Origin of the sequence: Undibacterium sp. Ren11W (assembly GCF_049340485.1) — a bacterium.
Taxonomy (GTDB): Bacteria; Pseudomonadota; Gammaproteobacteria; order Burkholderiales; family Burkholderiaceae_D; genus Undibacterium.
In genome coordinates, this window is record NZ_JBMPPB010000008.1 from 201,848 (window position 1) to 226,802 (window position 24,955).

Below are 24,955 nucleotides of genomic sequence, written 5' to 3' on the forward strand. Positions count from 1 at the left end.
GACGAAACAGGTAGAATGCTGCTCTTGGCGTCACGCCTAGCCCTTACTTTACCTGAACTTTGTCCATGTCTGATTTTTTTGCGCGTTGCGCGTCCCTTACTAGCTGCGCGCTCCTGTGTTGCGCCACTCTCGCCTACCCTGAATTTGCCAATGCGGCCAAAACCAAAGCCGCCAAACCTGCTGCAACGATCAAAAGTCTGACCGTGTATGTGGCTGGCGACATCGCTGACTGTAAAAAATTGCCACCCGAAGAGAGCATGGCGGCCAAGACTGCCGAAATTATCAATGCCGGTTTGCAACTAGATAGCAAGGCGCTGGTATTAACCCTGGGCGACAATACCTACCCTGTGGGCCGTCCTGAAGAATTTAATAATTGCTATGAGCCTACCTGGGGTAAGTTCAAGGCCAGCACCCTGCCCTCGCCCGGCAACCATGATTACGGCATGCCATCGGCGCTCGGTTATTACAATTATTTTGAAGAGCTGGCGGGTCCTGATAGGCGCGGTTACTACAGCAAAACCGCCGGCAATTGGCTGATACTTTCGCTCAATAGCAATCGTGACGGTCAGCCCATGCAGGAGCAATTAAGCTGGCTGAAACAACAATTGAGCAGCAACAAACGCAGCTGTATTCTGGCCTACTGGCATCACCCTGTATTTAGCTCTGGTGGGCACGGCAACAACGAAATCATGCAGCCCGCATGGGAAATGCTGGCGGCAGCCAAAGCCGATATCGTCATGGCATCGCACGACCATAATTACGAACGCATGAGCCCTCTCAATGGTAGCGGCGAACGTGACGATAAAAACGGCATACGCAGCTTTGTGGTCGGTACTGGCGGCGCGAAACTAACGCCCCTGTTTTTTTCCAAACCAAGCACGGAAGTGAGAAATAACGACAGCCACGGCGTCTTGAAGTTGAGCCTGCACGCCAATAGTTATGATTGGGAATTCTTGCCGGTAGCCGGTGCCAGCTTCAGCGACAAAGGTCATGGCAGCTGCCATTAAGCACGCTGCAACTAAGCTCGCTGTCATCTACCTAAGCTATACGGCATCTGTGATACCGGCTATTGCCAACGCTAACTCGCACTGCGCCAAAAACTGACTATACTAAATGACGGTTCAGAGCTTTCCCCTGTCACACCGATAACCGGAGCTCTGCCGCGTCGCACCGACGTTTACCGGAGCTGTCATGCATATAGAAGAGTCCCTCAAGCTAGATTTCAAAGACGTCTTGATCCGTCCCAAGAGATCCACCCTCACCTCGCGCGCGCAAGTCGAGTTGCAGCGCGAATTTGTATTCCATCATTCTGGCAAGACCTATCACGGCATCCCCATCATCGCCGCCAATATGGATAGCACAGGCACCATGGAAATGGCTGCCGCGCTGGGCCGGCATCAATTGTCAGTTGCCTTGCACAAGCATTATGATGAAGCGCAGCTGGTGAAGTACTTTTCTGGTCTGCAACATAAATCGACCGCGTTTTACTCTATGGGTATCACGCAGAGCGATTTCGACAAATTTTCAGCCGTCATGAATCAGGCGCAAAACGCCATCGAATATGTCTGCATAGACGTCGCCAACGGTTACACCGAAGGCTTCATCAATTTCGTCAAAAAAGTGCGCGCCACCTATCCGCACCTGACCATCATGGCTGGTAACGTCGTCACTGGCGACATCACCGAAGAACTGATACTGGCCGGTGCCGATATCGTCAAAGTCGGTATAGGCCCAGGCTCGGTCTGCACCACCCGCAAGATGACCGGCGTTGGCTATCCGCAATTATCGGCAGTGATAGAATGCGCCGATGCCGCCCACGGTCTGGGCGGGCAAATTTGCGCCGATGGCGGTTGCGTAGTACCGGGCGATTTGGCCAAGGCCTTTGGCGCCGGCGCCGATTTCATCATGCTAGGCGGCATGCTGGCGGGCCACGACGAATGTGCCGGCGATCTGGTCGAGCGCGACGGTCAGCAATTCAAGAGTTTTTACGGTATGAGCAGCCGCGCCGCGATGGATAAATACGCCGGTGGCGTCGCCAAATACCGCGCCTCCGAAGGTAAGGAAGTCTTATTGCCTTATCGCGGCCCAGTAGAAGCGAGCTTGCTCGACATCCTCGGCGGCGTGCGCTCGGCCTGCACCTACGTCGGCGCGCACAAGCTCAAGGAACTCACCAAGCGCACCACCTTTATCCGCGTCACCCAGCAACTCAATGAAGTGTTTGGTAAATCCTAGCTCCGCACTTATTTACGCATTTTTCAAAAACACCTGGCCGGACGCGCATATTCCATGCGGGTTACAGGCCAGGCAGGCCGCAAACCCGCATGGAATATGCGTGATGGCGGCATGTTCGTTTTAAACCCTAGCTAAGCAAATGCGGTTATTTTGGAATTTACTCAATTTCAGCATATTGGCCAGCAGCACGCAATAAGACACCCATCTCAATATCTATGTGGGTGTCTTGTTAGTTAAAACAATTTGATGGCTGGATGAAAGTTTCAAGATGTTGAAATTAAAATCCTGACGAACTTTTAAAAATATTTCCCGGTTGTGCAGTGACGACGGAATTCGTTTTATCAAAGTAAATCAGTATGCCTTTGATCCCATTGTCATACACCATCCAAGTGTTAAGCACGTAAGTCGCAGTCCGGCTGGTTGAACCAGGCACGTAAGTACAACCTAAAGTCTGGTTAACTTGTGCCATCGTCATGCCAACGGTAATGCGATTGTATTTGTCGAGATTGATGTTCGATGTTGTACAGGTTGCGGAAACAGGGCCTGGCTGCTGTGGGCCAAAACCAAAGCGTACCAAAGGCATGACCGTACCATTCGGCAATTGTAAAGTAGCAGTAGTCGTACTGGTAAAGTTAATCACGACTGAGCCAACAGCATCGTTGGATACCACCGCACTTTTGTACTGCCCATTTAAAGTCTGACCGTTAGCATACGATATCCACTTACCCTGGTATAAGACATCGGAAGTCATCGGCGCGGGGCCCGAGACGTACCAGACTGGAGTACCCGCATTGTCGTACATAAAACCAGCCATAAACATCGAGCCGTTTTGCACTTCAATTGCAAAACCACGACCACTTTCGGCAGGATTCCACCACCAACCATTTTCCGGTGGAGTGGCACCAACAAACCCAGCACTTAATAGCAATGGAGCCACCATTGCGACTTTCAGCATTTTTATTACGCGACTCAGCATAGATGCACTTTCACAAAAAAAGATAGGAAATTGAAGAAACCTAACCAGATTATCGCACACAAAATACATGGCTACAAAACAACTTTTATTGCCAACGAGCCAAAATACGGCGAAAACAACGGCAGCTCTAACATTCCAACATTTTCAAATTACATTTCCGCAGCGCGTACTGCACGGCTTACCGTCATGTAATACACAGAAAATATACTGCGATTTCGGCCATGGTGTAGGCACCGGAGCGGTAGCCGCTTACCATTGCTTGGTTGCGATCGAGCACTTGTGCTGCATAGTCTTCCAAACGCGATGCCTGGCTGCGTTTATGCGCAAGCGACAATTATCTAAGCCTACGCCGTGCAGGACAATTTGTTTGAAATTACGCCTAGCGGCGGTGCGCTGCGTGCCAAATTGTCCGAGCAGCCGATCGGCATCCAGCCTTTCCGGCATCAGCTGGTCGTTCATCACTAGCGGATAGCTACTCCATGGCAATTCTTCCGGCAGCTGCACCATCTCGGTGCGCACTGGCTTCAACATCACATAACGCGATAGCTCAAGTAGATGCGCTTCTATCCGCACCAAAATCGCTTTGTATCGACCTTGGAACAAATGCCCACTCATGTAATAGGGGCGATTAAAGCGCTAAGTATAAAGTCCATTTAATTGCCGCATCCCGGCCGACAGATTCCCTTCAATGGTTTCCACTACGAGATGATAGTAGTTCGTCATCTGGCAATACGTATGCATTACCCAATTGAAGCGATCGCACACCAAAGCAAGTACTGCCAGCCATTCTCGCCTGTCATCGTCATCGAGGTAAATAGCCTCACACCTATCCCCGCGCGAAGTCACGTTATACACAGCACCAGCAAATTCTAATCGGAGAGGTCTCGCCATATAAGTAGATTAAAATGCACGGATTTTGAAATGTTGGAATGTTAGAAGTGACCCCGAGTTATGCGAGTTACGACCCAAGTTACGAGTTAAGGCAGTCTAATTTTTAATGCCAGTAAATACAGCACCGTCGACTCCATCGGGCTGCATTGTTACGATATATAAGCGTTTTGTTTTTGGTTCAATATATGCGTGACCAGCAACGCCTTTTTTTACAAAAGTACATGGCATATCGTCAAAAATAATACTCGCATTGAATACATTGCCCCTACGATACGGGGTTACATATCCTGAGAACGTACACCCACTTTTAGTTATGCCTTTGAGCATCCCTGTTGCATCCGCTGTAATAGTGGCTAAATCGCTGAACGGCGGATTTACTGCTTGATAATCCGAGCTGCCAAACGATATAGCTCCGCTGTAACTTCCTGTAATGTCCAATAAATTAGCTGACTGTTCATATTGCGGCTCATAGCGTAAGACATCAAAGTCAACAGCAAATGCAAGAGGTAAATGCTGTATCGAGCTGCTAAGTGATCTAGGGACCACAGATCCTAATATTTGATCAAAATAAACTATACCTCCTTGAAAAGAATAAATTGGATTGGAAGGATTAGCTTTCCCCAAACTTACCAGTCGAAAGTCATTTGACCTAAAAGTACCGTCCAATAACTTACCTTTTCCTTTAGCGAAATAAGCAATCTTTGACGTATCTTGATGACCAAATTGCACTACGTAAAATGTGCCGTCGTCCAAAATCAATTTGGAGACAGTGGCTCCTGATATTGATGTTCCATCAAATAAACCCTCAACGCCAACGAGGACGAACGGACCTGGCTGGGGCTGGGGCTGGGGCTGGGGCTGGGGCTGGGGCTGGGGCTGGGGCTGGGACTCTGTATCACTGCCACTACCGCCGCCGCAAGAAGTAAGCATAAGACCGAAAATAATAGAAATTGTTATTTTAGGTAATATTGTATGCAGCATATTTGTCCTTAAGTTTTAAGAATATTTTTGAGTAATGTTTTCAATCTAGGTTAGCTAGATTAAATAATATAATGAAATTATTAAATGATAACATAATTGCAAACTCAATAACCCTCAATAACCCTCAATAACCCTCAATAACCCTCAATAACCCTCAATAACCCTCAATACACCTCAATAAAAAAACCATCTCAATAATAAGAAAAATTAAGCAAAATAGCAGATTTAACAGGCCCGCCTACACGTCTAACTAAATTAATGCCTTTCAGCAACTTAAAAACTCACGCCCTCGCCATAAAAGCGTAAAAATCAACGCAAGGCTCGTTTTGAGGCAATACCAGCCCCGCACAGTGCTTTGATCACCGCGCAATTTCACAATGAGACAGCGACTCAACTGTTTTTTGATTGATATCTACGCTGTCATGCGCATCGCGGGCATACGCACACGCATCACACAGCGTTTTTTGAGGCTGATTGCGTAGGCTTTTAATCGCTCGATCTGCCCGATTGCAGTGCCGCGCGTCATCGCCTGCGCTTGCGCGAGAGTGATTACTACCATGTGAACTTCTCCTTTTATGGGAGAAGTATAAGAAATTGCATTGTCTCAAAATAGGGGGAAGTGAGAGGAGTTTTGATGAGGTAATAACCTGAGGATCCGGAGCATTGGAAACAATCGAGATCAAATATCAATTAATCTGGATAACCCAGCAAATAGACTGTTTACGATCTATCCATAGGATTGCCCAATTATTGATATTTTTTAGATTTAAAGTTTAAAAAACTTGTTGCTCTCAGAAAGTTCCAAAATTACACAAGTTTCCCAAAAGACCGAGAATTTCCCATCCAAAACTTTGTCGCTGAGCAGTGCGACGATGTATTGATCATCAATATGATTAGCTTTTTGAAAAATATCAAAAACCTGATGGACATCAACATCTTCAATACTGTCATACACAACAAATGTAGGGCGTTTTAATTTACTAAAATTTACGAATTCAATATATGCAAGATCAAATACGCTAAGCTCTAACATTCACACATTTGGTATAGAAATATTCCCGAATGTTAAAACTAACTCCATTGTTACTACTTTGGCCGTAAACTCAAACGCAGATTTTATTTTCTGCGCTCGCCCGAAGCTTCCGGCGCACTTGCCCATACCGATCATTAAACCCTTGGAAGGTCGCATCCACATTGCCACAACGGCTGTGCATCACAACAGCGAGCGTCCAAAGATTTGGTTCCCGCTGGCTTTTTGCATAGGTTACTAGGTCAGAATCCAGCACAACCTGTGCGACATCACATAATCCTTGGCCACTCTGTACCCCAAACTGTAGGGTGCTCAAGCCACCCGTTGATAAGTCAACATTCGCAAACAATGGCCCTCCAACGGCTAATCCAGCCTGAAGTGGCATGCAAATAGCAACATCGAAAATCTGACCGTTAATTTCGATCCAAGAATGGTCGAAGAATTTTTTACCCAGGCCGACCTCTCCAACACAAAGAGTTGATTCGATGCCCAACTCTGCCAGGAGCATGTATAGAACAGCCGATGTATCGTGACATCCTCCACGATATTCATTTTCGACTACGAATTTTAGCAATTCAAAAAATGTGGACCAGATCGCTTCGCCATGAGGTATTGACTTAGATAAATCGGCCCCTCGTTTGCACACCATTTCCAGATATAAACTGCGCTGCACTGGAGATAAGAGAAGGGTATCAATATTCATTTCATGCGCATATTTAGCTCGCTCATGCGCCTGCGCAATCCTTACTTCCTGACTCCCTCGGTTCTTCGCTTGCCCCATGCACCCTCCGCCCGAATACGACTGTATTTCTTCAGATTTGACATCCCGAAACCCATATGAATGATGGATCGTTGATTACGGATATATTTACATGTTTACAAACTTAATTTCCAAGAGCAAGAAGTGTTGGAATAAACACTGCAAATAATATATCCATTTTTCCTTTGCATCAAAAAAAAATCAACTTACTAGTTGTCAAATATCAATCACGAGTGAATCGATACCTGTCTTTTTGACTGAAATACTAATTTAACGAATAAAAAATAATATCATTTTGAGTATTAATTTGACGGAATGTAAGTAAAAACTTACACTTATCAGCTAGCGCCAACACAGCTATACCTAGGTTTAAGCTAGCAGCTCCTAAATTCCCGCCCGCTTCATCAAACGATACAGCGTAGCCCGGCTAATACCCCTCTCTGAAGTAATCTGCCGGGTCGATTTGCTAGTCAAACCATCCGCAATCACCTGCTTTTTCGCATCCTCGCTCAGGCGATTTTTTTTACGGACATAAATAGTTCTGCCACCGTACTCTTAACAGATTCGGCGCTCTATCAGATCGGCAATACCCGCATCAAATCATTCTGCCTGACAGGCGGCCAAGACCAGTTGCACAATGTCTAGCTCTTTGTCTGCTGTCATACCCTGCCCCTGCGTGTGCCCACCAGCGAGATCCGGCCGCCAGCGATCAGCGATTCTTTTTGTGGTGCCGCTGCCGAAAACCAAAGGGGTCAGCATCGCATTCTTTTCAACGCCACTAAAACTAAATCATGCCACGTCGCCCACGCATTAAGTTAGCGGGAATTCCGCAGCATCTTGTCCAACGAGGCGTCAAGCTAGAGTCCTGCTTTTTTGCCGATGAAGATTATCAGCCTTATCTCCATTGGCTATTTAAGGCAACTGTCGATTGGCGTTGTCAGGTGCATGCTTATGTCCTCATGACTAAGCATGTGCATATGCTCGTTACGCCAGAGACAGCGGGTGGATTAGCTAAACTCATGCAATCGGTGGGGCGACGCTATGTGCAATATGTGAACCGCTTTTATAAACGCAGCGGCACCTTATGGGAGGGACGTTTTAAATCCAGCCTGGTGCAAACCGAAGACTATTTTTTACTCTGTCAGCGTTACATAGAACTCAACCCTGTCAGAGCCAACATGGTGGAAGACCCTGGGTAATACCGATGGTCCAGTTACCGGCATCACGCTTTAGGACAGAGCGATACGAGATGGCATCCGCACCCGCAGTATCTGGCGTTAGGCAGAGAGCAAGATGGACGGCAAGCCGCCTATCGGGATTTATTTAGGACTGCATTAGAGCAGGCGGCGATCAATGATGTAAGGCTCGCGCTATAGCAAGGGCAAACGCTAGGAAGTGAAAAATTTAAAGCCGCCACGAGTGCGGCTAGTGGGGTGCGTAGAACGCAAGCCTGACCAGGAAGACCGGCAAAACGCACGACTGAAACGATCACGAAGCCGAATCAAACGGATTTCGGCTTTTAATTTTTAAGGAAATGTAAATGCATTTAAATGCGACAAAAACTAATGTGATGCTGACCCCTTTTGGTTAAACAAACCCAGCACTCAATAGCAATGGAGCCACCATTGCAACTTTCAGCATTTTTATTACGCGACTCAGCATAGATGCACTTTCACAAAAAAAGGATAGAAAATTGAAGAAATCCAGCAAGATTATGACACTTAAAATACATGGCTAAAAAACAATTTTTTGTAACAATGAGTAAAAATGCCCCCCACTCCCAGCCAAAAAGCGCGATAACTAGTCGATTCGAGTCTCAGTTCCCCTGAGCTCCCATAAACTCCACTAAAACAAAAGACCGACACCGCTGCCTTATGCAAACGCCCGCCTTAAATACAGATGAGCTGTGATGTCAGTCAATAATGTTCGCCGCATTGAGTCGATGGTGTTGAACTTTGATGAATTCACTGCAAATCAAGTTCCATTCGCTGTGGCGCAAGCATTGACTGTTACGACCAAGATTGCACAAGTGGCGGTGACTGATCACGATCAACATCGTATTTGATCGGCCTACAGTTTTCACCGAAAAGGCGACGGAATTTGCCCCATCGAACAAAATTGGCCTGAAGTCAAGGGGTCTAATAAGACACCCATCTCAATACATTGTTAATTGTATTTTTGTGGGTGTCTTATTAGTTTTTTATGTTAGTTTTCACGCAAAACGGTGGCAGTTCTAACATCCCAACATTTTCAAATTACATTTCCACAGCGTATACTGCGCAGCTTTCGTCATATAAGCCGGTAAGACGTAATAGCTCGCATATTAAGCCGAATGGAAGCCCACCAAGCCGCCAAAAGCATGGAATATGGCAGTGGCGGCATGCTGGTTTTAAAAATCATTGCGAACACTGAGCAATGTGTTCGCCAAGGCTACCAATTACGGGCACAAGCTTAGGCTGAAAGAAATGGGTGGTCCCGTGTTCCATTTAATCTCTCTTATTAATTTTTGCTCGTGATCGGGTTCAATTTTGGATTGTAGGTGACCATCAAGAATATCGGTGTACCTAATAATTTAAGCTCGCTTTTCAAGCTTCTTACTTGCAGCCTATAGATTCCTGGCTCCAAAATAACCTCCGCAATTACTTTGTCTAGCGAGTCGGCGCCCCAAGAACTGAGAATGGGGTCCGTTATATTTTGGTACACCATGGTTTCATGCTCAGTTTCGATTCTGCTAATTTTGATCTCGACAGGCGTTGGCACTCCGGGCTTTTGATCTCCCACAGTACCACCAGTAAGCTCACGTACCTGCGCTCTGTCTACTTGATCGTCTGCTCTATATTTAAAGGAAAGATGAAAACGATACCCCCTATGTTCGGCAATTTTCATTCGCATATCTATATTGCCATCTGCATGCGCCAAATCAATTGAGCGTTCAAAATACGGGCTTGGAACAAGAGATGTGCCGACACAAGCTGTTAGCCCAAGGCAAAGTACGATGGTTAGAATAAAATGCCTATGTAAACGACTGAATCGGGGAAGTTGGCTCATTTGATTGATCTGTTATTGTTGAAATTTTGGAGGCGAAAACTAGTCTGACACAGGGCGGCTGCGGATTTTATCTATTACGCCATCTATCGTTTATGAACAATTCCATCCGGTGCAATACGCCTGCCGGTATTGGCACCCTACTTATTGGGGCTTACGGGCTTAATCCGAGAGGTCTCGCCAGATAATTAGATTAATATGCTCGGATCTTGAAATGTTGGAATGTTAGAGCTGACCTCGAGTTGTGTTTTTAACTTCAAAATATAATAATAATTTGTGAAATGAAAATGACTTATTTGCCGAAAACTTCATCTGAAGTAAATCAAAAATATTATGGACTTTTACTGGCTGGGTTTATAAATTTGTTAGTCCTTATGTACGTACACAAACTGTATTTCACAAACTATATCGGGAAGCCAGAATTATTTTTTTTAACAACATTGGGGTTTTTATTTCCTTCATTAATTAAAAATCATTATTACCCGTTAAACAAGAAAAAATTGCTAAATATTTTTCCTGAGTCTTTCGAAAATACTCCCGATCATTTTTTACCAATGGCACGAGATTCAAAAAATAAAGAGGTTCATCTCGTCGCTAGAAAAATCTGGATTCTTTATTTGATTAGCGCATATTTGGTTGGCACGTATTTCGGATGGCTACTGTCGATTTTTGTTTATTTAATTTAACTCGGAAACGTATATATGAGCAATATCGTCACGATAATGGAATACTCGCTCAATATGACACCCATATAAACGTCATGTAAACATGTGAAATTAGACATGAATTTAAGCTATTAAATTATATGGGTGCTTATGAGCTTCTTTTGACTGATGAGAGTATTTTGTATTTGGCGAATTAATGCTGTTTTTTAGCAATGCAGATTTTTAATACAAACTTAAACTAAAGCGGAAACTGAATGGACACTAACACTTTATTAATTACTGTGTTAATCGCATGGATAATATGGGGTATTTTTTGGTTACTTAAAAAAAAACTCAGAATATTCAAAAGACTAGGATACGACTTGACTGCTGATCAGTTACGTCAAAAAGGTAAAGAAGGGGACAAGGAGATTCAAAAATTACTAAAAGATACTAAAATTTTTATGTTCATTGGTATTATATTTTTTCTTTGCGTTGCAATTTCAAAAAAATATTTAGGCTAATTTATCAAAGCTCAATAAGGCACCCATCCCACTAGTAAATGCGAAAACGGAGCCAGTTCTAAGATTCCAACATTTTCAACAGCGCGTATTGCATGGCTCACCGTAATGTAAGCCGCTAAGGCGAAATCGCTAGCACATTAACCCAAATGGAAAACCATCAAGACCGCAACCCCTAGCCCAACACGCATATACCATGCGGCTTACAGGCCAAGCAGGCTGCAAACCCGCATAGAATATGCGCAGTGGCGGCATGCTCGTTTTAAAAATTTAGATCGCCTCCTGGCTCGCCGCCTTCGCCTTGGCGGCTGCTGCCAGATTGCGTAAGACTTGTGCCGCCGCCGCTAAACCGAAGGAGGCGGTGACCACGATAGAGGAGCCAAAACCGGCGCAATTGAGGCCGGTCACGCCTGCGTTGCTGGTGTCATCGACTTCGCACACTTCGGCCGTCTCAGGCATAGCCAAGGCCTCCATAGAAAACACCGCATCGATACCGAATTTGCTTTTGCTACCGCGCGGAAAGCCGAAATTTTGGCGCAGGCGTTTGCGTACCAGCGCCAGCAAAGGCTCTTGCTCGGTACGCGACAGATCACGTATTTCTATTTTGCAGGGATCAGTCTGGCCGCCCGCTGCACCTATCGTGATCAAGGGGATGCCACGCTGGCGGCAGTACGCGATCAGCGCGGTCTTGGCTTTGACGCTGTCGATGGCATCGATCACATAATCAAAATTGCGCGCGCCTATCATCTGATCGAGATTCTCCGGCGTCACAAAGTCTTCTACCTCAGTGACCTGGCAAAATGGATTGATCTGGTAGATGCGCTCGGCCAGCGCCGTGACCTTGGCTTTGCCTAGCGTCTCGCTGGTTGCTTGTAGCTGGCGATTGACATTCGATTCGGCCACGTTATCGAGGTCTATCATGGTCAGATGGCCGATCGCACTACGCGCCAGCGCCTCCACCACCCATGAACCGACGCCGCCGACGCCGACGATGCAGATATTGGCTTGCTTGAAATGTTCCAACGCCACCGCGCCGTACAGACGGGCGACGCCGCCAAAACGCCGTTCAAAATCAATATCGACAGGTTCTTGTTGCTTTTGCATGTAATTAGTATTTATAGTAAAGATGTTCGTTGAAGCCGCCATTTTACAAGATAGCGCTGTCGGCATAACAGCCGCGTTCTACGATCTGAGCGAATCTAGCGCTCGCTTGGCGTCTTGAGTGGAGATTGATCTTAGACAAGCAGCTTTCGCCAGAATCCTGCATAATTTTTCAGACAAGGATTTATTAACGCACACAAATGCACACCAAGAGGATCTGTGGATAATTTATTTAGCAGCGCGCCCGGCTTTGACCAGCCCCTAGCCGTCCTCAAACATTGCCATGACCGCATACGCAAGCAATTGACTACGCTAGACAAATTGCTGGAGCATCTGCCCGAGCAGGGTGCCGACGAGCAAGCCAGACAGGCCGCCTTTGCGGTGTTGCGTTATTTTAGCGACGCGGCCCCGCTGCATCATGAAGACGAAGAATGCGACCTACTGCCAACGCTAGAAGCGACTGCGCAAGGTGAGGATGCCGCTCTGTTGCAGCAGCTGTTGCCACGCATCTTGCAGCAACATGCAGAAATGGCCACCCTGTGGGCAAATCTGGAGCGTCAGCTTAAGGCAATTTCTCTCGGTGTTTCTGCAGTATTGGCAGAGTCTGATATCGCACAATTTAAAGAAATTTACTTTGATCACATGCACACCGAAGAAACCCAAATCGCCCCCATGGCCAAGCGTATATTTAGCGCAGCACAAATGGCTACACTAGGCAGCGCCATGCAAGAACGGCGCGGCATACCTACCCAAGCTTAACCAGGATTAATCATGTCTATTGCCAATCTGCGTAAAGATTACCAACTCGCCAGCCTGTCAGAAACCGACGTCGCTGCCGATCCCATACAACAATTTGCCCACTGGTTTGAGCAGGCGCTCAAAGCCGATGCCGCCGAAGCCAATGCCATGAGCCTGGCCACCGTGAATGCCGAAGGCCGCCCTTCCTCGCGCATCGTGCTGATCAAGGAATTTAACCAGAATGGGTTTTCGTGGTTCACCAACTATGACAGCGCCAAAGGCCATGATCTGGCCGCTAACCCGCAAGCTGCCTTGCTGTTTTTCTGGAGCGCACTGGAACGTCAGGTACGTATAGAAGGCCGTATAGAAAAAGTCTCGGAACAGGACAACGATAGTTATTTTAATAGCCGCCCGCTAGGTAGCCGCCGTAGCGCCTGCGCCTCGCAGCAAAGCCAGCCTATCGCCAATCGCGATTTACTAGAGCAACGTCTGGCACAAGTGACCAGCGAACATGGCGATCATCCGCCGCGTCCAGAACACTGGGGCGGCTACCGTCTGGTACCGGATCGCATAGAATTCTGGCAAGGTCGCAGTTCACGCCTGCATGACCGCATCGTCTACACACGCGACAGCGATGGCGACTGGAGCATCAGCCGCTTACAACCATAAGCCGGGTAACTCCATAAAAAAGCACGCATCAGCGTGCTTTTTTATTTGAGATCTCAAATAAAAACTTCAGTTAAGCATGGCATTCATATAGCCCGAATAATTAAATTTCTTGCCGCGCGCCGGTCCGGCAGCCGATACACGTGCATATTCTCTGGCGATTTGCACCTTAGGCGCCACCACCAAACTGCAATAACTCTGATGACCATTGAGTTTGAAATAATTCTGGTGATATTCTTCGGCCAGATAAAATTGCGGAGCACTCCGCAATTCAGTCACCAGAGGAGCATCCCAGACGCAGGCGATCTCATTCATTACTTTTTGCGCCATCGCGTCTTGCTCTTCGCTATGCGTGAAAATGATGGAGCGATATTGGCTGCCTACGTCACTACCCTGACGATGCAAAGTAGTCGGGTCGTGGGTAGCAAAAAATATTTCCAGCAAAGTACGATAACTCACTAAGCTACTGTCAAAACTGAGGCGCACCACTTCTGCGTGACCGCTATTGCCCTCGCTCACTTGCTCAGAACTGGGGGACTCCAGCGTGCCGCCCGAGTAACCGGAATCCACACTTTTCACCCCGCGCAATTGCTGAAATACCGCCTCGGTACACCAGAAACATCCGCCACCAAAAGTTGCCATCTCTATCGTCATACCCGCTCTCCTCTATTTGGCCATGCCTGAGTAAAAACACGCATTTCTACTTGCATAGTACCAATTACTTATCGATTTGAATTATCAAGTAGCCATTAAGTGTGAGCAATCTATATACAAAGAGTGGCAAGACAAGCCGCTTGGTGTATCATTTTTTAATACTTTTTTACATTTCAAAAAATCATGCCTAAAGCTACCACGCTGGTTGACTCCTTGAAACGCGAACTCAAGGCCAGAAACATCACTTATGCTGATCTCGCCACCCGTATCTCTATGTCGGAAGCGAGCGTCAAGCGCATGTTCTCGCAAAAGAATTTTACGCTACAAAGGCTAGACGATATCTTACAAGCCACAGAAATCAGCTTACGCGATCTGGCGCTGAACTCGGGCGAAGAGTCGCTGATCTCAGAGCTCACTTACGAACAGGAAAAAGAAATCATCAACGACCCGAAAGAATTTCTGGTCGCGGTCTCGGCACTCAATTTGCTGACGGTAGAGCAAATGATCAAAATCTACGAGCTGACCGAAGTCGAAGTGATCAAATACTTGCTAAGGCTGGATAAAATCGGCTTCCTGGAATTGCTTCCGAATAACCGCGTCAAGTTGCTGGTCTCGCGCACCTTCCGCTGGATACCGAACGGCCCTATCCAAAATGATTTCCGCGATCAGGCCTATGCCGAATATTTATCTTGCGACTTCAACGGCGACCACGAGTTAATGCGCCTGATCAACGTCATGCTGTCCAAACAGTCGGTCAATGCGCTCTTAAATCGCCTCAAGCAAGTGGCCAGAGAGTTTTCCGAACAACATCAGGAAGACGCCAAACTCCCCTTCGAAGAAAAACACCGCATGAGCTTCATGCTGGCAGCCAGGCCATGGCTACCGCAGCAATTCAAGGCGTTGGTACGTAAGGAATATATAGAGCAGTACGAGGAAAAGAAGAATAAGAAGAAGCTGTAGTCAATACAAATAGGACTTACGCAAAACCGCCCCGTGCCAACGCGCATATTCCATGCGCTTCTTCAAGCACAGTGGCCTGGGAGCCGCATAGAATATGCGCGCTGGGCCAGGCCACTTTTACAATCGCATCAGCCTATCAATTTACTGGCAAACAGCTTGCGCGCTTTGGCCACCTTCGGCGCTACCACTACCGAGCAATAACCTTGCTGAGGATGCTGGCGGAAATAATTTTGATGGTAGTCTTCGGCGATATAAAACATAGGCGCAGTACTGAGCTCGGTGACGATAGGATCGTCCCATACCGCTGCCATTTTCTGTATCACCTGCTGCGCAATCGCCTGCTGCTCTGCATCATGGAAATAAATCACCGAACGATATTGGGTGCCGGCGTCATTGCCCTGACGGTTGAGCGTGGTCGGATCGTGGATGGTAAAAAAGATCTCCAGCAGTTCCTGGTAACTGATGACTGCGGGGTCAAAACTCAGACGCACCACCTCGGCGTGGCCAGTCTTGCCGGTACAGATTTGCTCATAAGTGGGCATATGGACGGCACCGCCGGTGTAGCCGGATTCCACTTTAAGGACTCCACGGATCTGCTGAAATACCGCCTCCGTGCACCAGAAACAGCCACCACCCAGAGTGGCAATGGCGGTCGATGGTAAATTATTTTGTGTCATATTGCGTCCTTGATCTCAATTTTCTAGATTTATTAGTGGGAGTACTAAGCCCTGGCCAACTCGCATGCGGCGCTACTTCAGCTTGGTCTGTCGTGAGCGCATTTTCTTACACGTATTTTCGTCCATCTGTAGCGAAGCTGCTCGCTACGCCTCAATAGTTGCGAAAAACATAAAAATATTCGCGGATTTAATCGCAAACTCATCCGTCTTTATTAAAACCCTGACAATACTCAATCTGTCTGCAAGCGGGTAAAATGCGGCATGCAAAATTTTAGTGAAGAACCTCCTGTCCAGACCGATCAAAACGACCATGACCGAGCTCTGCAGACCTATTTCAAAACTGGCATTTCTCCTGACGACGTCGCTGCGGTTTTTCCGCTCAAGCGCGCTCAGCCTATGCTGCAAGCGTTTACTGCCTTGTTTCATGGCGGTTTTAACGGCGTACTGTTGCGCTTACTGGTATTGCGCGAGCTTACTGCCGATGTCGAGACGCCGGCTTTGTCGCGCGCCGACATCAATGCCAAACTGGGCTATTTAGAGGCCGACAGCCTGGAAACCGTGTTATCGCGGCTGCGCACTACCGGCTTATTGGTGTGGGATGCCAGCCAGGCAGTGTATAGAGTCAGCCCTACGGCGCGCAATGTACTGGCGGCGCTAGAGTCACTACTACAAGTGGAACAACAAGGCGAAATCGAATATGTACTGACCCAGGTGGCCGGTGCACAGGCCGTCGGTGGTGTCTCGGTTGAGCAATTGCATCATTTGCTGGGCCGCTTAATCGAGTTGACCGAAGAATTCTCCGACGCGATTGCATCGGGCTCAGAGTTCCAATTGCGCACCGCCCAGAAAAAATGGCATACCGCTTGCGATTGGGTAGAAAAGGGCTCGCAGATTATTCAGGCGATCACGCACGACAGCCGCGCCGATTCAGCCACTCACAGGGCAGCACAGGCAATTGGTCGCGCTCAGAGCGCACTGCTGAATATGCAAGGCATGTTTTCGCGCGCACTGAACCAGATCGAGCGGCAACGCGTACATCTGGGGCAATCTGGACTTTCGACTACCGATATCAAGACCTGGCTCTTGCAAAGAGACGATCTGGCCTCGCTGGCCGACAATGCATTGGCGCATCCGGTTACGCCCTTATTCATCACCCCTTCTGAGATGATAGACGTGGCCGAAAGCGAATTGCTCGCCACCCGGGTATCGGCAGTGGCGGGGGCTCTGCCGGAAGGCGAAAATGCGCCAGAAATCGCCAAGGATGATAGCGATGCTTTGCTAGAACTCGATCATTGGCTAGCTTTACTCAGCAACGCCAATCCGCTAGAAAAAGCGTTGCCGCTACAGGAAGTTTTGTTGCCAGCCAGCTTCGCGATTGCCTCTTACCGCGCCTCACTATTGCCGCTGCTTGGCGACATCAATGAATCGGCCTTGCAAGGCGCAACCGCCGCACTGGCCAGACTGCCTTTGGTATTTAATTCCAAAGATAAGATGCAAAAGGTGGTCTCTGAGCATGTGGCTGCGATGTCGATCGCCAGTCTGAGTCTGGCGAGTGCTGCACCAGAAGATCAGGAAGCGGTAGAGATGCCAGCATTGGCATCGCCTGCGCCCAAAAAATCGGGTAAATCCGTCAAACAAAATAAGTCAGAAAAATCAATTCAGGCCAGCGCCAACGTGACCGACGCGACCGAAAGCGTCACCGAAAGTGTCACCGAACACGCACTGCCAGAAATGGCCGCTAGCACTGACGCCGCAACAGCAGCAGCACAGCCTGACGCAATAGAAATCACCAGAGAAACACCATGACCGAAGATGCACAAATACTGATCGCCCGCCTGCTGGCACACCAGACCTTAAGACGCGAAGACAAGCTGGTAAAGCGCGCCCTCTCGGATGAAATATTCAGAGCCGATGTCGATCTGCGTCTAAAAGCTTGCGGCATGAAATTTCTCGACAATGTATATGCCGACTACGTCACGCTGGCACTCACGCGCGACAGCGAATCGAAAGTATTCGGCACCAAAGAGACCTGGCAGAACAATAATTTTGGCCTGGCACGCGATGGTGTCGCCTTATTGGTGGTGTTGTGGTCACTGATTATTTTGCCGAAACGCGAACGCCAGGAAGCGCATCAGCAAGCCGAAGAAGAACAGAACGATATGTTCGGCAAAGAAAAACCTATGCCACGCGCCGAGGAAAGTTCTATCGGTATTTCTTACCGCGCCTTGTTGGCCGATTTCGGCGAAAAGCTAGGCAAGAAAACCCGCATGGACATGAATCTGGGCCAACTGGCGCGCCTGGGGTTTATCGAGCGCAAAGGCGATCTGGTGCTAGAAGGCGCCTTGCTCGATCTGATGATGGATACCGACACCCTGAAAGACCGCATCATCAACGGCGCGCTATCGGATATTTTTCCGGCTCAAATACAACGCACCCCGGCTGTGATTGCGCCGCTGCCTGAAACAGAGCCAGAAACAGAGCCAGAAGCAGAGCCACAGCAAGAACACCAAGCGCAAGCCGAGCAGGCATCCGCCGTCACACCAACAGAAGAAGAATAAGCCCTATGTTTCATATTAAATCTTTAGAACTGGTGCACTGGGATTACTGGCAGCGCATCAAGAACATCCCGCTAGACGCCAAGATCATCACCATTGCTGGCCAAAACGGTTCCGGCAAGACGACCTTGCTCGATGCACTGCGCACCCTGTTTGGTCTGGAATGCTCGATGGGCCGCTCCTACAAACATTATGCGCGTCACTCCGGCCAGCAGACTTCATGGATACGTGCCGTGGTCGACAATAGCGCGGTCGGGCCGCAGATTTCAAACCGCCCTTTCCGCCTCTCTGGCTTATACGAGGATGATGTCACGCTGTTTTGTAAAATCGAAAAAAATGGCGGTGACTGGAAGCGGCTGTACCTGATGCGCGGCGGCAAAGTCGAGATCGAAGAAGTGCAGGAAGCCAATGACTGGCTGGGTGTAGAGAACTACCGCAAACGCCTGTCGCACGCAGGCCTGTCCAGCGCGATGGGTAAGGTGCTGGCACTGGAGCAAGGTGAGACCGATAAGCTGTGCGAATACGCACCACGTCAATTACTCGATCTGGTGTTTCAGGTGTTCGGCGACAAGGAAGTGTTAGACGCCTACGATGACGCCAAGCGCCATCAACGCGACACCGAAACCGAATTACAGCATTTCGAAACCGAATTCGATGCGGCCAAAACCAATCTGGAAGGTCTGCGCCTGCGCGTTGCCAATTATCACCAATGGGAAGCGCTGAACAAAGAAAAACGCGATTTGCAGGAAGAGGTATTACCGACCCTGCAATACCACGAAGCGCTAGAACATGCCGCTGCCACCAGCCAGGCGCTGCGCGGCAGTAAGCGTTTTCTCAAGACCCAGGATGAAGGCCTGTCTGAACGGCGCCAGCAACTGGCACAACAGGCACAAAAACTCACAGAAGCGCAACAGAGTGAAGCGGGCCTGGAAGCGGAAGAGTCTAGCCTGCGCGAAAAACTGCAACAGATTAATACCAAACTAAAACCGCAAGAAAGCCTGTTAGAGCAAAAGACCCGTTTGCAAAAACTGGCAGCAGAAGCCGATGCTGACGTCGCCAATGTGGCCGACGATCTGGAAAAAAAAGAAGCCGAGCTGTCGCGCAATAAGCAAGAGCGCGACGCCCTCAGTAGCCGCATCAGTGCCGAGATGGAAACCATTAGCGCCTTGCAAGGCAAGACCGCGCTAGCCGATCCGGAAAACGTACGCCTGATGCGCCGCGCACTCAACGACGCCGGCATTTCTCATTGCATGTTGCCTGAGATCGTAGAAGTCACCGACCAAAAATGGCAAGGCGCAGTCGAGGGTGTCTTGCGCGGCTACACCTCGGTCATTTTGCTCGATAAGGCCAGTGACGCCAGCGCCGCTTACCGTGTCGGTGAAAAGCAACGCTATAGCCACTTCATCGTACCGGACCGCATCAACGCCCCTAGCGTCAAAGACGATAGTCTGCTGTCGGTGGTGAACTTTACCGCCAAAGCACCAGGCTGGCTGATCGAGCAATTGCAACGCATAGAAACCGTTGATTCCATCGACAAGGGCATGAAGAACGCCAAGTCGCAAGAATGGATCACGCCAGACGCTTACCACTTTGAACGCCGTGGTGGCCGCTCGCTGTTTGTCGAAGCCTCGCGCTATCGTTTCGGTAGCGCCGGTCGCACCCAACGTCTGGAAGCGCTGCAAAAATCGCTGCCGCGCCTGCAATCGCAAGAAGATCAGCTCACCATTAAAATCAGCAAACTGGCGGGTGAAATCAGCTCTTACAAAGCCAGACTAGCCGGTGTCGATGCAGCCAAAGAACTCAGCGCCCGTCATGCAGAATTTGAAGAAGCCACACGCAACACCCAACCGCTGAAACAGCAACGTATGGAAGTCGGCGGCCGTCTGGGCGAGCTGGCACCCTTGCTCAAATCCGCCACCGAACAGCGCACCGTGGCGCATCTAAAATGGGAGCAAGCCAAGGCCAGCATCACCGACGCCGAAGCCCAATTACGCGGATCAGAAAAGCGTCACGCGGAAGAACGCAAGACCCAGTTCGAGACGCTCAAGGCGATGCGCGCCAGCTGGCACAAACTGCCGCATAACTGGAAGCGTAGCTCACACCGCAAAGAGCTGGTGGCCGAACACGAAAACGTCCATCAGATCGACTTGCGTCTGCGCAGCCTGGGGAATATTTTAGGACGTGATGACTGGGAAATTGACTCTACCGTGGTCGATCAATACGTGCGCTTAAACACATTACTACAAGGCCGCCAGGCAGAAACCGATGAGCGCCGCTATCAGAATAACCGCGCCATGGAAGCCACCGTCAACGCCCGCAGCGCCTACATGGACAGGCTGCGTTACACCATTAAGGCCTACAGCAAAAACATCAAGCAATTAGGCGAACTGGCCGGTATCGAAGTGCACACCGATCCGGTCAAGCTGGAAAATGACGATACCCAATTATCGCAAGCGGGCCTGCACGTGCGCTTCAAGTTTGATGGCAAAGGCCCGATAGGCATGAACGATGGCGAAGCATCCGGCGGCCAGCAGGTCATGAAGTCACTGATCTTGTTGATCGGCTTACTCAAATCGGAAGACGGTTCCGGTGGTTTCGTCTTCATTGATGAACCGTTTGCCCATCTGGATATCCGTAATATTCAGCTGGTCGGTGAATTTTTGAAAAACACCGACGCCCAATACCTGATGACCACCCCGCTGACGCACAACACCGACGTCTACGACCCATCAGAATTGACCCTGATTACCAGCAAGAAGAAAAAAGACACAGAATGGGCGCAGCCGATTTTTGTCTTGCAGCGTAAGGTCGAGAAGATCAAGGACGCCAGAGCGTGATTTTTTTTATTTGATTATCTCGAATGAACTGAGAACGACTAAATTATTTCACGAACATTTTTTAAGATTAACAGAAAAAACAATGAATTTTTTAACTCTACAATCTCGCGCCTTTTACAAACACGCTATTTGCATCGGTCTTTTATTTATACTAGCTGGATGCAAATCTCGTTATGACACAGTAAATTTCATCAAACCGCAGGCGTTTAAAATACATGACGTTTCTATCGTATGGGAAAACAACCCAAAAATACACATTGATATGGAATACGAAAAATCAAAATTTCACCCTAACTATTCCCTCTCAGAGGAAGATCAAAGATCAGCACTGAATCGCGTAAAAAACATAGTGAAATTGCTCAAGGATGAAGTGCCAAATAAACTGATGCAGGAACTCGAAAAAACTGAGATCTATCAAGGAAGCAGTTATCGTATTGTGTTACAACCATACTCCGCTTACGAAAGTTCAAGTGGATTCATAGGAACAAGAATAACAGTAATGGTTTCTATTTTTGATAATACCGGAGAAAAAAAATGGGGATGGTTAGTACACTTTAGCGACAATGGTTACACACTCAGCCGCGGAATAGGGAAGCCAAGCGATTCATTCGTGACGAATATGGTCAACGAAACTATGCGTTCATTCCAGAAAGCCCAACTCATAAAATGAGTCAGCAAACACGCTCTTAACAATAAAAAAATAACACTAATCGTTACCCCCACTTAGCAACCCCAGCTAAAAAACGCAACTAAATCTTCTGATCAATAGAATAGATACTCGGTAGACATAGTTTCAAAAAATTATTAATTTAATATAAAAATCTATATACAAGCGAGCCTTGTATATTCAAATAAATGAAAAAAACTTCTATCAATTGCATTAAATTTATTGCTTGTATAAGTCAAATTTATTTCCTGAATGGCTGTGGAGGGGGATCAGAGAATAAATCCACGTCTGCAAACAACCCTCCAAATCCCCCCCTCCTACGCAACTTTCTTCGTCTTCTGGATCCATTTCAAAATACAACGGAACATGGGTATCTGAATGCGGTCGAACTTTTTCCTCTAACGTCATTCACTCAGTAATAAACGTCTATGAATTTGGCAATTCGAATGGAAATATTATCCCAACTATAATTAGGCAAAAACAATTTACCGATGACACATGTTCAAAACCCTGGGTCATCCCAGAGGTGCAGCAATCACTTACTTTTACGGTCGTAGCGCAAATCACCCTTGGGACACCGACTAACGAAGCGAATAATTTTACGGGTGTAGCTGATCAGATTGTCGAGATCACAAATGCAAAGACCAGTACAAAATATCTCGGATTTTCTGATATCGATAAAAAACTACGTGTTACGGAAAACTTACCGTTTTCGCATATAGATTTGACGTATTCCAAACAATAGAAGATGTAATTCAAGACCTATCATTTTTGTTTTTTAGCGGGGGAAGTAAAGTCCCCTTAGTCCTATCCACAGTTTTTCATAGAAGAAAACACCCATGTTTAGAAATCTACTACTAAGTATACTTTTTACAATTTCGACGCCATTAAGTGCCCAAGAATCTGATTTCATTCTAAAGATTGGCACCTCTGAACTGTATATTCCGGCTTTTAGAACCTATTTTTCGAGTGAGTATGTTGCGCCGGAAAAAAATCTTGCATTGCTGCGAAATCTAAAACCAAAAATTTCACCGATTCACGTTATTGACTTTGCAGCCAACTCCCCTGGAGTAACAACTATATGGTGCAGGGGAAGTTATCCCGTATTTGCTCCTGAGAAAATACCATATGAAATTTTTCTTGCTGGCGCAATCAAGAATGAATTAACGAAAGCAGACATGTATTCGATAGGAGCAGGTATTCCGTTGTCTATCGATTTAAAAGTCATTGATTTCGAATCAACTGGAGACGCAAAATGGACCATCGAAGCAACGTTTTCCGTTCCCGGCAAAAATCCCGTAACGATTAAGAATCAGACGCCATTTGAAATTTCATTTGGCGCCTCAAAAGCCTGCGGTCAGGTGAAGACAGCGTTGGTACCATCGATCCAAGATTTTTTATTCAAAACGTATTCGAATTCGAAATTTCAAGAACTTTTCAAATAGGCTAGGCTGCGCATAGCATTCTCTTTGTCTGTCGAATGCTATAACGACTCCATATCGTCCTGATTCATGTTAATAGCCCAGTCGCATTTAAAGTAACTAAATTATTTCAAAGATATCAACTACAAGCCCAACATTCAAAATGAAACACGCATATTCCATGCACCTTAGCGAGCAAAAACAGCCTGTCAGGCGCATGGAATATGCGTGATCGTTTTTTGGAAGTTCCTGTTTAAATTTATTGAAATCTCAAGGCCTTGATGCCAGCAGCAAGGCGTTTTTTAGTCGTTTTATGCCGCCTCTATCTTCTGCAAGGCCCGCGCCAAGGTATCCACGGTGCGGTCGATATTTTGCAGTTTCTCTAAGCCGAACAGGCCGATGCGGAAGGTTTGGAAATCGGCAGGTTCATCGCATTGCAGTGGCACTCCGGCAGCAATTTGCAGACCTTGGGCGGCGAATTTTTTGCCGTTCTTAAAATCGGCATCCTCGGTATAACAAACCACCACCCCCGGTGCCTCAAAGCCGCTTGCCGCGACACTTTTATAGCCCTGATCGCTCAGCAGCGTGCGTACGCGCTGACCTAATTCTAATTGCTGCTCGCGGATTTTATCGAAGCCATAGACTGCCGTTTCTTGCATCACATCGCGAAAGCGCGCCAAGGCATCGCAAGGCATGGTGGCATGATAGGCGTGGCCGCCTTGTTCGTAGGCTTGCATGATCTGCAGCCATTTTTTCAGATCGCAAGCAAAACTACTGCTTTGGGTGGCATTAACCCGTTCAAGCGCGCGCTCGCTGAGCATCACCAGCGCACAGCACGGCGAGGCGCTCCAGCCTTTTTGCGGGGCGCTGATCAAGACGTCGATGCCGCAGGCCTGCATATCTACCCACAGAGCGCCGGAGGCAATGCAATCGAGCACAAACAAGCCACCTACCGCATGCACTGCGTCGGCGACGGCGCGCAGGTAATCATCGGGCAATAACATGCCGGAGGCGGTCTCTACATGCGGCGCAAACACGACTTGTGGCTGGTCGGCGGCGATGGTGGCGACGACTTCGGCGATCGGTGCCGGTGCCAAGGCTGCTTGCGAACCAGCGGTTTGCGGGCGCGCTTTTAACACTTGCACTGAAGCGGGAATATCACCCATCTCGAGTATCTGCGTCCAGCGGTAGCTGAACCAGCCATTGCGTATCACCAGGCACTTTTGTTTAGTGGCCAACTGGCGTGCTACCGCCTCCATACCAAAGGTACCGCTACCAGGTACGATCGCCACCGCATGCGCCTTATAGACTTGCTTGAGGGTGCTGGAAATATCCTTCATCACACCTTGAAATTCTAGCGACATGTGGTTCAGCGAGCGGTCGGTATACACCACCGAATATTCGATCAGACCATCGGGATCGATGCTGGGAAAGAGCTTGGACATGGGGAACTCCTTGAAATGAGTGAGAAACGAAGTGAGTAACGAAGTGAGTAACTAAGTGAGTAACTAAGTGAGTAACTAACCGAGAAAATATTTGAGCTAATTTACGCTAATTTGGCTGTGATCGCGAGAAAGTAAATCGCCCATCAAAAAAGCA

At 47.9% G+C, this 24,955-nt stretch carries 25 protein-coding genes; 13 read left to right on the forward strand and 12 right to left on the reverse strand.

Translation table 11 applies throughout. The features are described from left to right. Positions 1–65: 65 nt before the first annotated feature. On the forward strand, positions 66–1,007 hold the full coding sequence (locus tag ACO0K8_RS17420; RefSeq protein ID WP_422947930.1) for a metallophosphoesterase family protein: 942 nt from the start codon (positions 66–68) through the stop codon (positions 1,005–1,007). A 184-nt stretch (positions 1,008–1,191) separates the two neighbouring features. Next, on the forward strand, positions 1,192–2,232 hold the full coding sequence (locus ACO0K8_RS17425; protein WP_295759796.1) for a GMP reductase: 1,041 nt from the start codon (positions 1,192–1,194) through the stop codon (positions 2,230–2,232). 277 nt (positions 2,233–2,509) lie between these two features. Here the strand turns inward: ACO0K8_RS17425 and ACO0K8_RS17430 are convergent, their stop codons facing one another. From ACO0K8_RS17430 to ACO0K8_RS17460, 7 genes are all read right to left on the reverse strand, one after another. Continuing rightward, complete coding sequence (locus tag ACO0K8_RS17430) at positions 2,510–3,187, reverse strand: hypothetical protein (RefSeq protein ID WP_422947931.1); 678 nt, start codon at positions 3,185–3,187, stop codon at positions 2,510–2,512. A gap of 270 nt (positions 3,188–3,457) precedes the next feature. Next, entirely contained in the window at positions 3,458–3,823 is a 366-nt protein-coding gene (locus tag ACO0K8_RS17435; protein ID WP_422947932.1) for a hypothetical protein, read from the reverse strand. A gap of 372 nt (positions 3,824–4,195) precedes the next feature. Further along, positions 4,196–5,080: a hypothetical protein gene (locus tag ACO0K8_RS17440; protein ID WP_422947933.1), complete on the reverse strand. Its 885-nt coding sequence runs from the start codon at positions 5,078–5,080 to the stop codon at positions 4,196–4,198. A gap of 412 nt (positions 5,081–5,492) precedes the next feature. Continuing rightward, complete coding sequence (locus ACO0K8_RS17445; protein ID WP_422947934.1) at positions 5,493–5,639, reverse strand: hypothetical protein; 147 nt, start codon at positions 5,637–5,639, stop codon at positions 5,493–5,495. Positions 5,640–5,846: 207 nt separating this feature from the next. Then, positions 5,847–6,113, reverse strand: a complete 267-nt coding sequence (locus tag ACO0K8_RS17450; RefSeq protein ID WP_422947935.1) for a DUF2326 domain-containing protein — start codon at positions 6,111–6,113, stop codon at positions 5,847–5,849. Between the two features lie 70 nt (positions 6,114–6,183). After that, positions 6,184–6,891 carry a lasso peptide biosynthesis protein gene (locus tag ACO0K8_RS17455; protein WP_422947936.1) on the reverse strand — a complete coding sequence of 236 codons (708 nt, stop codon included), beginning with the start codon at positions 6,889–6,891 and terminating at the stop codon, positions 6,184–6,186. Between the two features lie 579 nt (positions 6,892–7,470). Next, a complete protein-coding gene (locus ACO0K8_RS17460; protein WP_422947937.1) occupies positions 7,471–7,629 on the reverse strand; it encodes a hypothetical protein in 159 nt (52 codons plus the stop codon). 32 nt (positions 7,630–7,661) lie between these two features. Between ACO0K8_RS17460 and ACO0K8_RS17465 the strand changes: the two genes are divergently transcribed. Further along, positions 7,662–8,069 (forward strand): transposase, encoded by a 408-nt coding sequence (locus ACO0K8_RS17465; protein ID WP_422947938.1) that lies wholly within the window; start codon positions 7,662–7,664, stop codon positions 8,067–8,069. A gap of 710 nt (positions 8,070–8,779) precedes the next feature. Further along, positions 8,780–8,935, forward strand: a complete 156-nt coding sequence (locus tag ACO0K8_RS17470) for a hypothetical protein (RefSeq protein WP_422947939.1) — start codon at positions 8,780–8,782, stop codon at positions 8,933–8,935. Positions 8,936–9,369: 434 nt separating this feature from the next. Here ACO0K8_RS17470 and ACO0K8_RS17475 read toward each other — a convergent pair whose 3' ends face one another. After that, positions 9,370–9,918, reverse strand: a complete 549-nt coding sequence (locus ACO0K8_RS17475) for a DUF5625 family protein (protein WP_422947940.1) — start codon at positions 9,916–9,918, stop codon at positions 9,370–9,372. A gap of 916 nt (positions 9,919–10,834) precedes the next feature. Here ACO0K8_RS17475 and ACO0K8_RS17480 point away from each other — a divergent pair. Continuing rightward, entirely contained in the window at positions 10,835–11,083 is a 249-nt protein-coding gene (locus tag ACO0K8_RS17480) for a hypothetical protein (protein WP_422947941.1), read from the forward strand. A 267-nt stretch (positions 11,084–11,350) separates the two neighbouring features. Here ACO0K8_RS17480 and tcdA read toward each other — a convergent pair whose 3' ends face one another. Then, entirely contained in the window at positions 11,351–12,184 is an 834-nt protein-coding gene (gene tcdA / locus ACO0K8_RS17485; protein WP_422947942.1) for a tRNA cyclic N6-threonylcarbamoyladenosine(37) synthase TcdA, read from the reverse strand. A gap of 216 nt (positions 12,185–12,400) precedes the next feature. Between tcdA and ACO0K8_RS17490 the strand changes: the two genes are divergently transcribed. Together ACO0K8_RS17490 and pdxH are read left to right on the forward strand one after the other, a co-directional pair. Beyond that, the gene (locus ACO0K8_RS17490; protein WP_422947943.1) at positions 12,401–12,940 is read left to right on the forward strand and encodes a hemerythrin domain-containing protein; all 540 of its coding nucleotides are present in this window, start codon (positions 12,401–12,403) and stop codon (positions 12,938–12,940) included. Between the two features lie 12 nt (positions 12,941–12,952). Further along, on the forward strand, positions 12,953–13,588 hold the full coding sequence (gene pdxH, locus ACO0K8_RS17495; RefSeq protein WP_422947944.1) for a pyridoxamine 5'-phosphate oxidase: 636 nt from the start codon (positions 12,953–12,955) through the stop codon (positions 13,586–13,588). A gap of 66 nt (positions 13,589–13,654) precedes the next feature. On the opposite strand, the gene msrA (ACO0K8_RS17500) is transcribed toward pdxH, so the two are convergent. Then, positions 13,655–14,239 (reverse strand): peptide-methionine (S)-S-oxide reductase MsrA, encoded by a 585-nt coding sequence (gene msrA, locus ACO0K8_RS17500; protein ID WP_422947945.1) that lies wholly within the window; start codon positions 14,237–14,239, stop codon positions 13,655–13,657. Positions 14,240–14,422: 183 nt separating this feature from the next. On the opposite strand from msrA (ACO0K8_RS17500), the gene ACO0K8_RS17505 reads away from it, so the two are divergent. After that, positions 14,423–15,199, forward strand: a complete 777-nt coding sequence (locus ACO0K8_RS17505; RefSeq protein ID WP_422947946.1) for a helix-turn-helix domain-containing protein — start codon at positions 14,423–14,425, stop codon at positions 15,197–15,199. A gap of 128 nt (positions 15,200–15,327) precedes the next feature. Here ACO0K8_RS17505 and msrA (ACO0K8_RS17510) read toward each other — a convergent pair whose 3' ends face one another. Beyond that, positions 15,328–15,876 (reverse strand): peptide-methionine (S)-S-oxide reductase MsrA, encoded by a 549-nt coding sequence (gene msrA, locus ACO0K8_RS17510; protein ID WP_422947948.1) that lies wholly within the window; start codon positions 15,874–15,876, stop codon positions 15,328–15,330. A gap of 261 nt (positions 15,877–16,137) precedes the next feature. On the opposite strand from msrA (ACO0K8_RS17510), the gene ACO0K8_RS17515 reads away from it, so the two are divergent. The 5 genes from ACO0K8_RS17515 (at position 16,138) to ACO0K8_RS17535 (ending at position 23,380) form a co-directional block, all read left to right on the forward strand. Continuing rightward, positions 16,138–17,682, forward strand: a complete 1,545-nt coding sequence (locus ACO0K8_RS17515) for a hypothetical protein (RefSeq protein ID WP_422947950.1) — start codon at positions 16,138–16,140, stop codon at positions 17,680–17,682. Beyond that, a complete protein-coding gene (locus ACO0K8_RS17520; protein ID WP_422947951.1) occupies positions 17,679–18,434 on the forward strand; it encodes a hypothetical protein in 756 nt (251 codons plus the stop codon). Before ACO0K8_RS17515 ends, ACO0K8_RS17520 begins: the two co-directional genes overlap by 4 nt. Positions 18,435–18,439: 5 nt before the next feature. Further along, a complete protein-coding gene (locus tag ACO0K8_RS17525; protein WP_422947952.1) occupies positions 18,440–21,268 on the forward strand; it encodes an ATP-binding protein in 2,829 nt (942 codons plus the stop codon). A gap of 82 nt (positions 21,269–21,350) precedes the next feature. After that, the gene (locus ACO0K8_RS17530; RefSeq protein WP_422947953.1) at positions 21,351–21,938 is read left to right on the forward strand and encodes a hypothetical protein; all 588 of its coding nucleotides are present in this window, start codon (positions 21,351–21,353) and stop codon (positions 21,936–21,938) included. 836 nt (positions 21,939–22,774) lie between these two features. Next, positions 22,775–23,380, forward strand: a complete 606-nt coding sequence (locus ACO0K8_RS17535) for a hypothetical protein (protein ID WP_422947955.1) — start codon at positions 22,775–22,777, stop codon at positions 23,378–23,380. A gap of 287 nt (positions 23,381–23,667) precedes the next feature. Here ACO0K8_RS17535 and ACO0K8_RS17540 read toward each other — a convergent pair whose 3' ends face one another. Continuing rightward, entirely contained in the window at positions 23,668–24,801 is a 1,134-nt protein-coding gene (locus ACO0K8_RS17540) for an aminotransferase class V-fold PLP-dependent enzyme (protein WP_422947956.1), read from the reverse strand. Positions 24,802–24,955 lie beyond the last annotated feature (154 nt).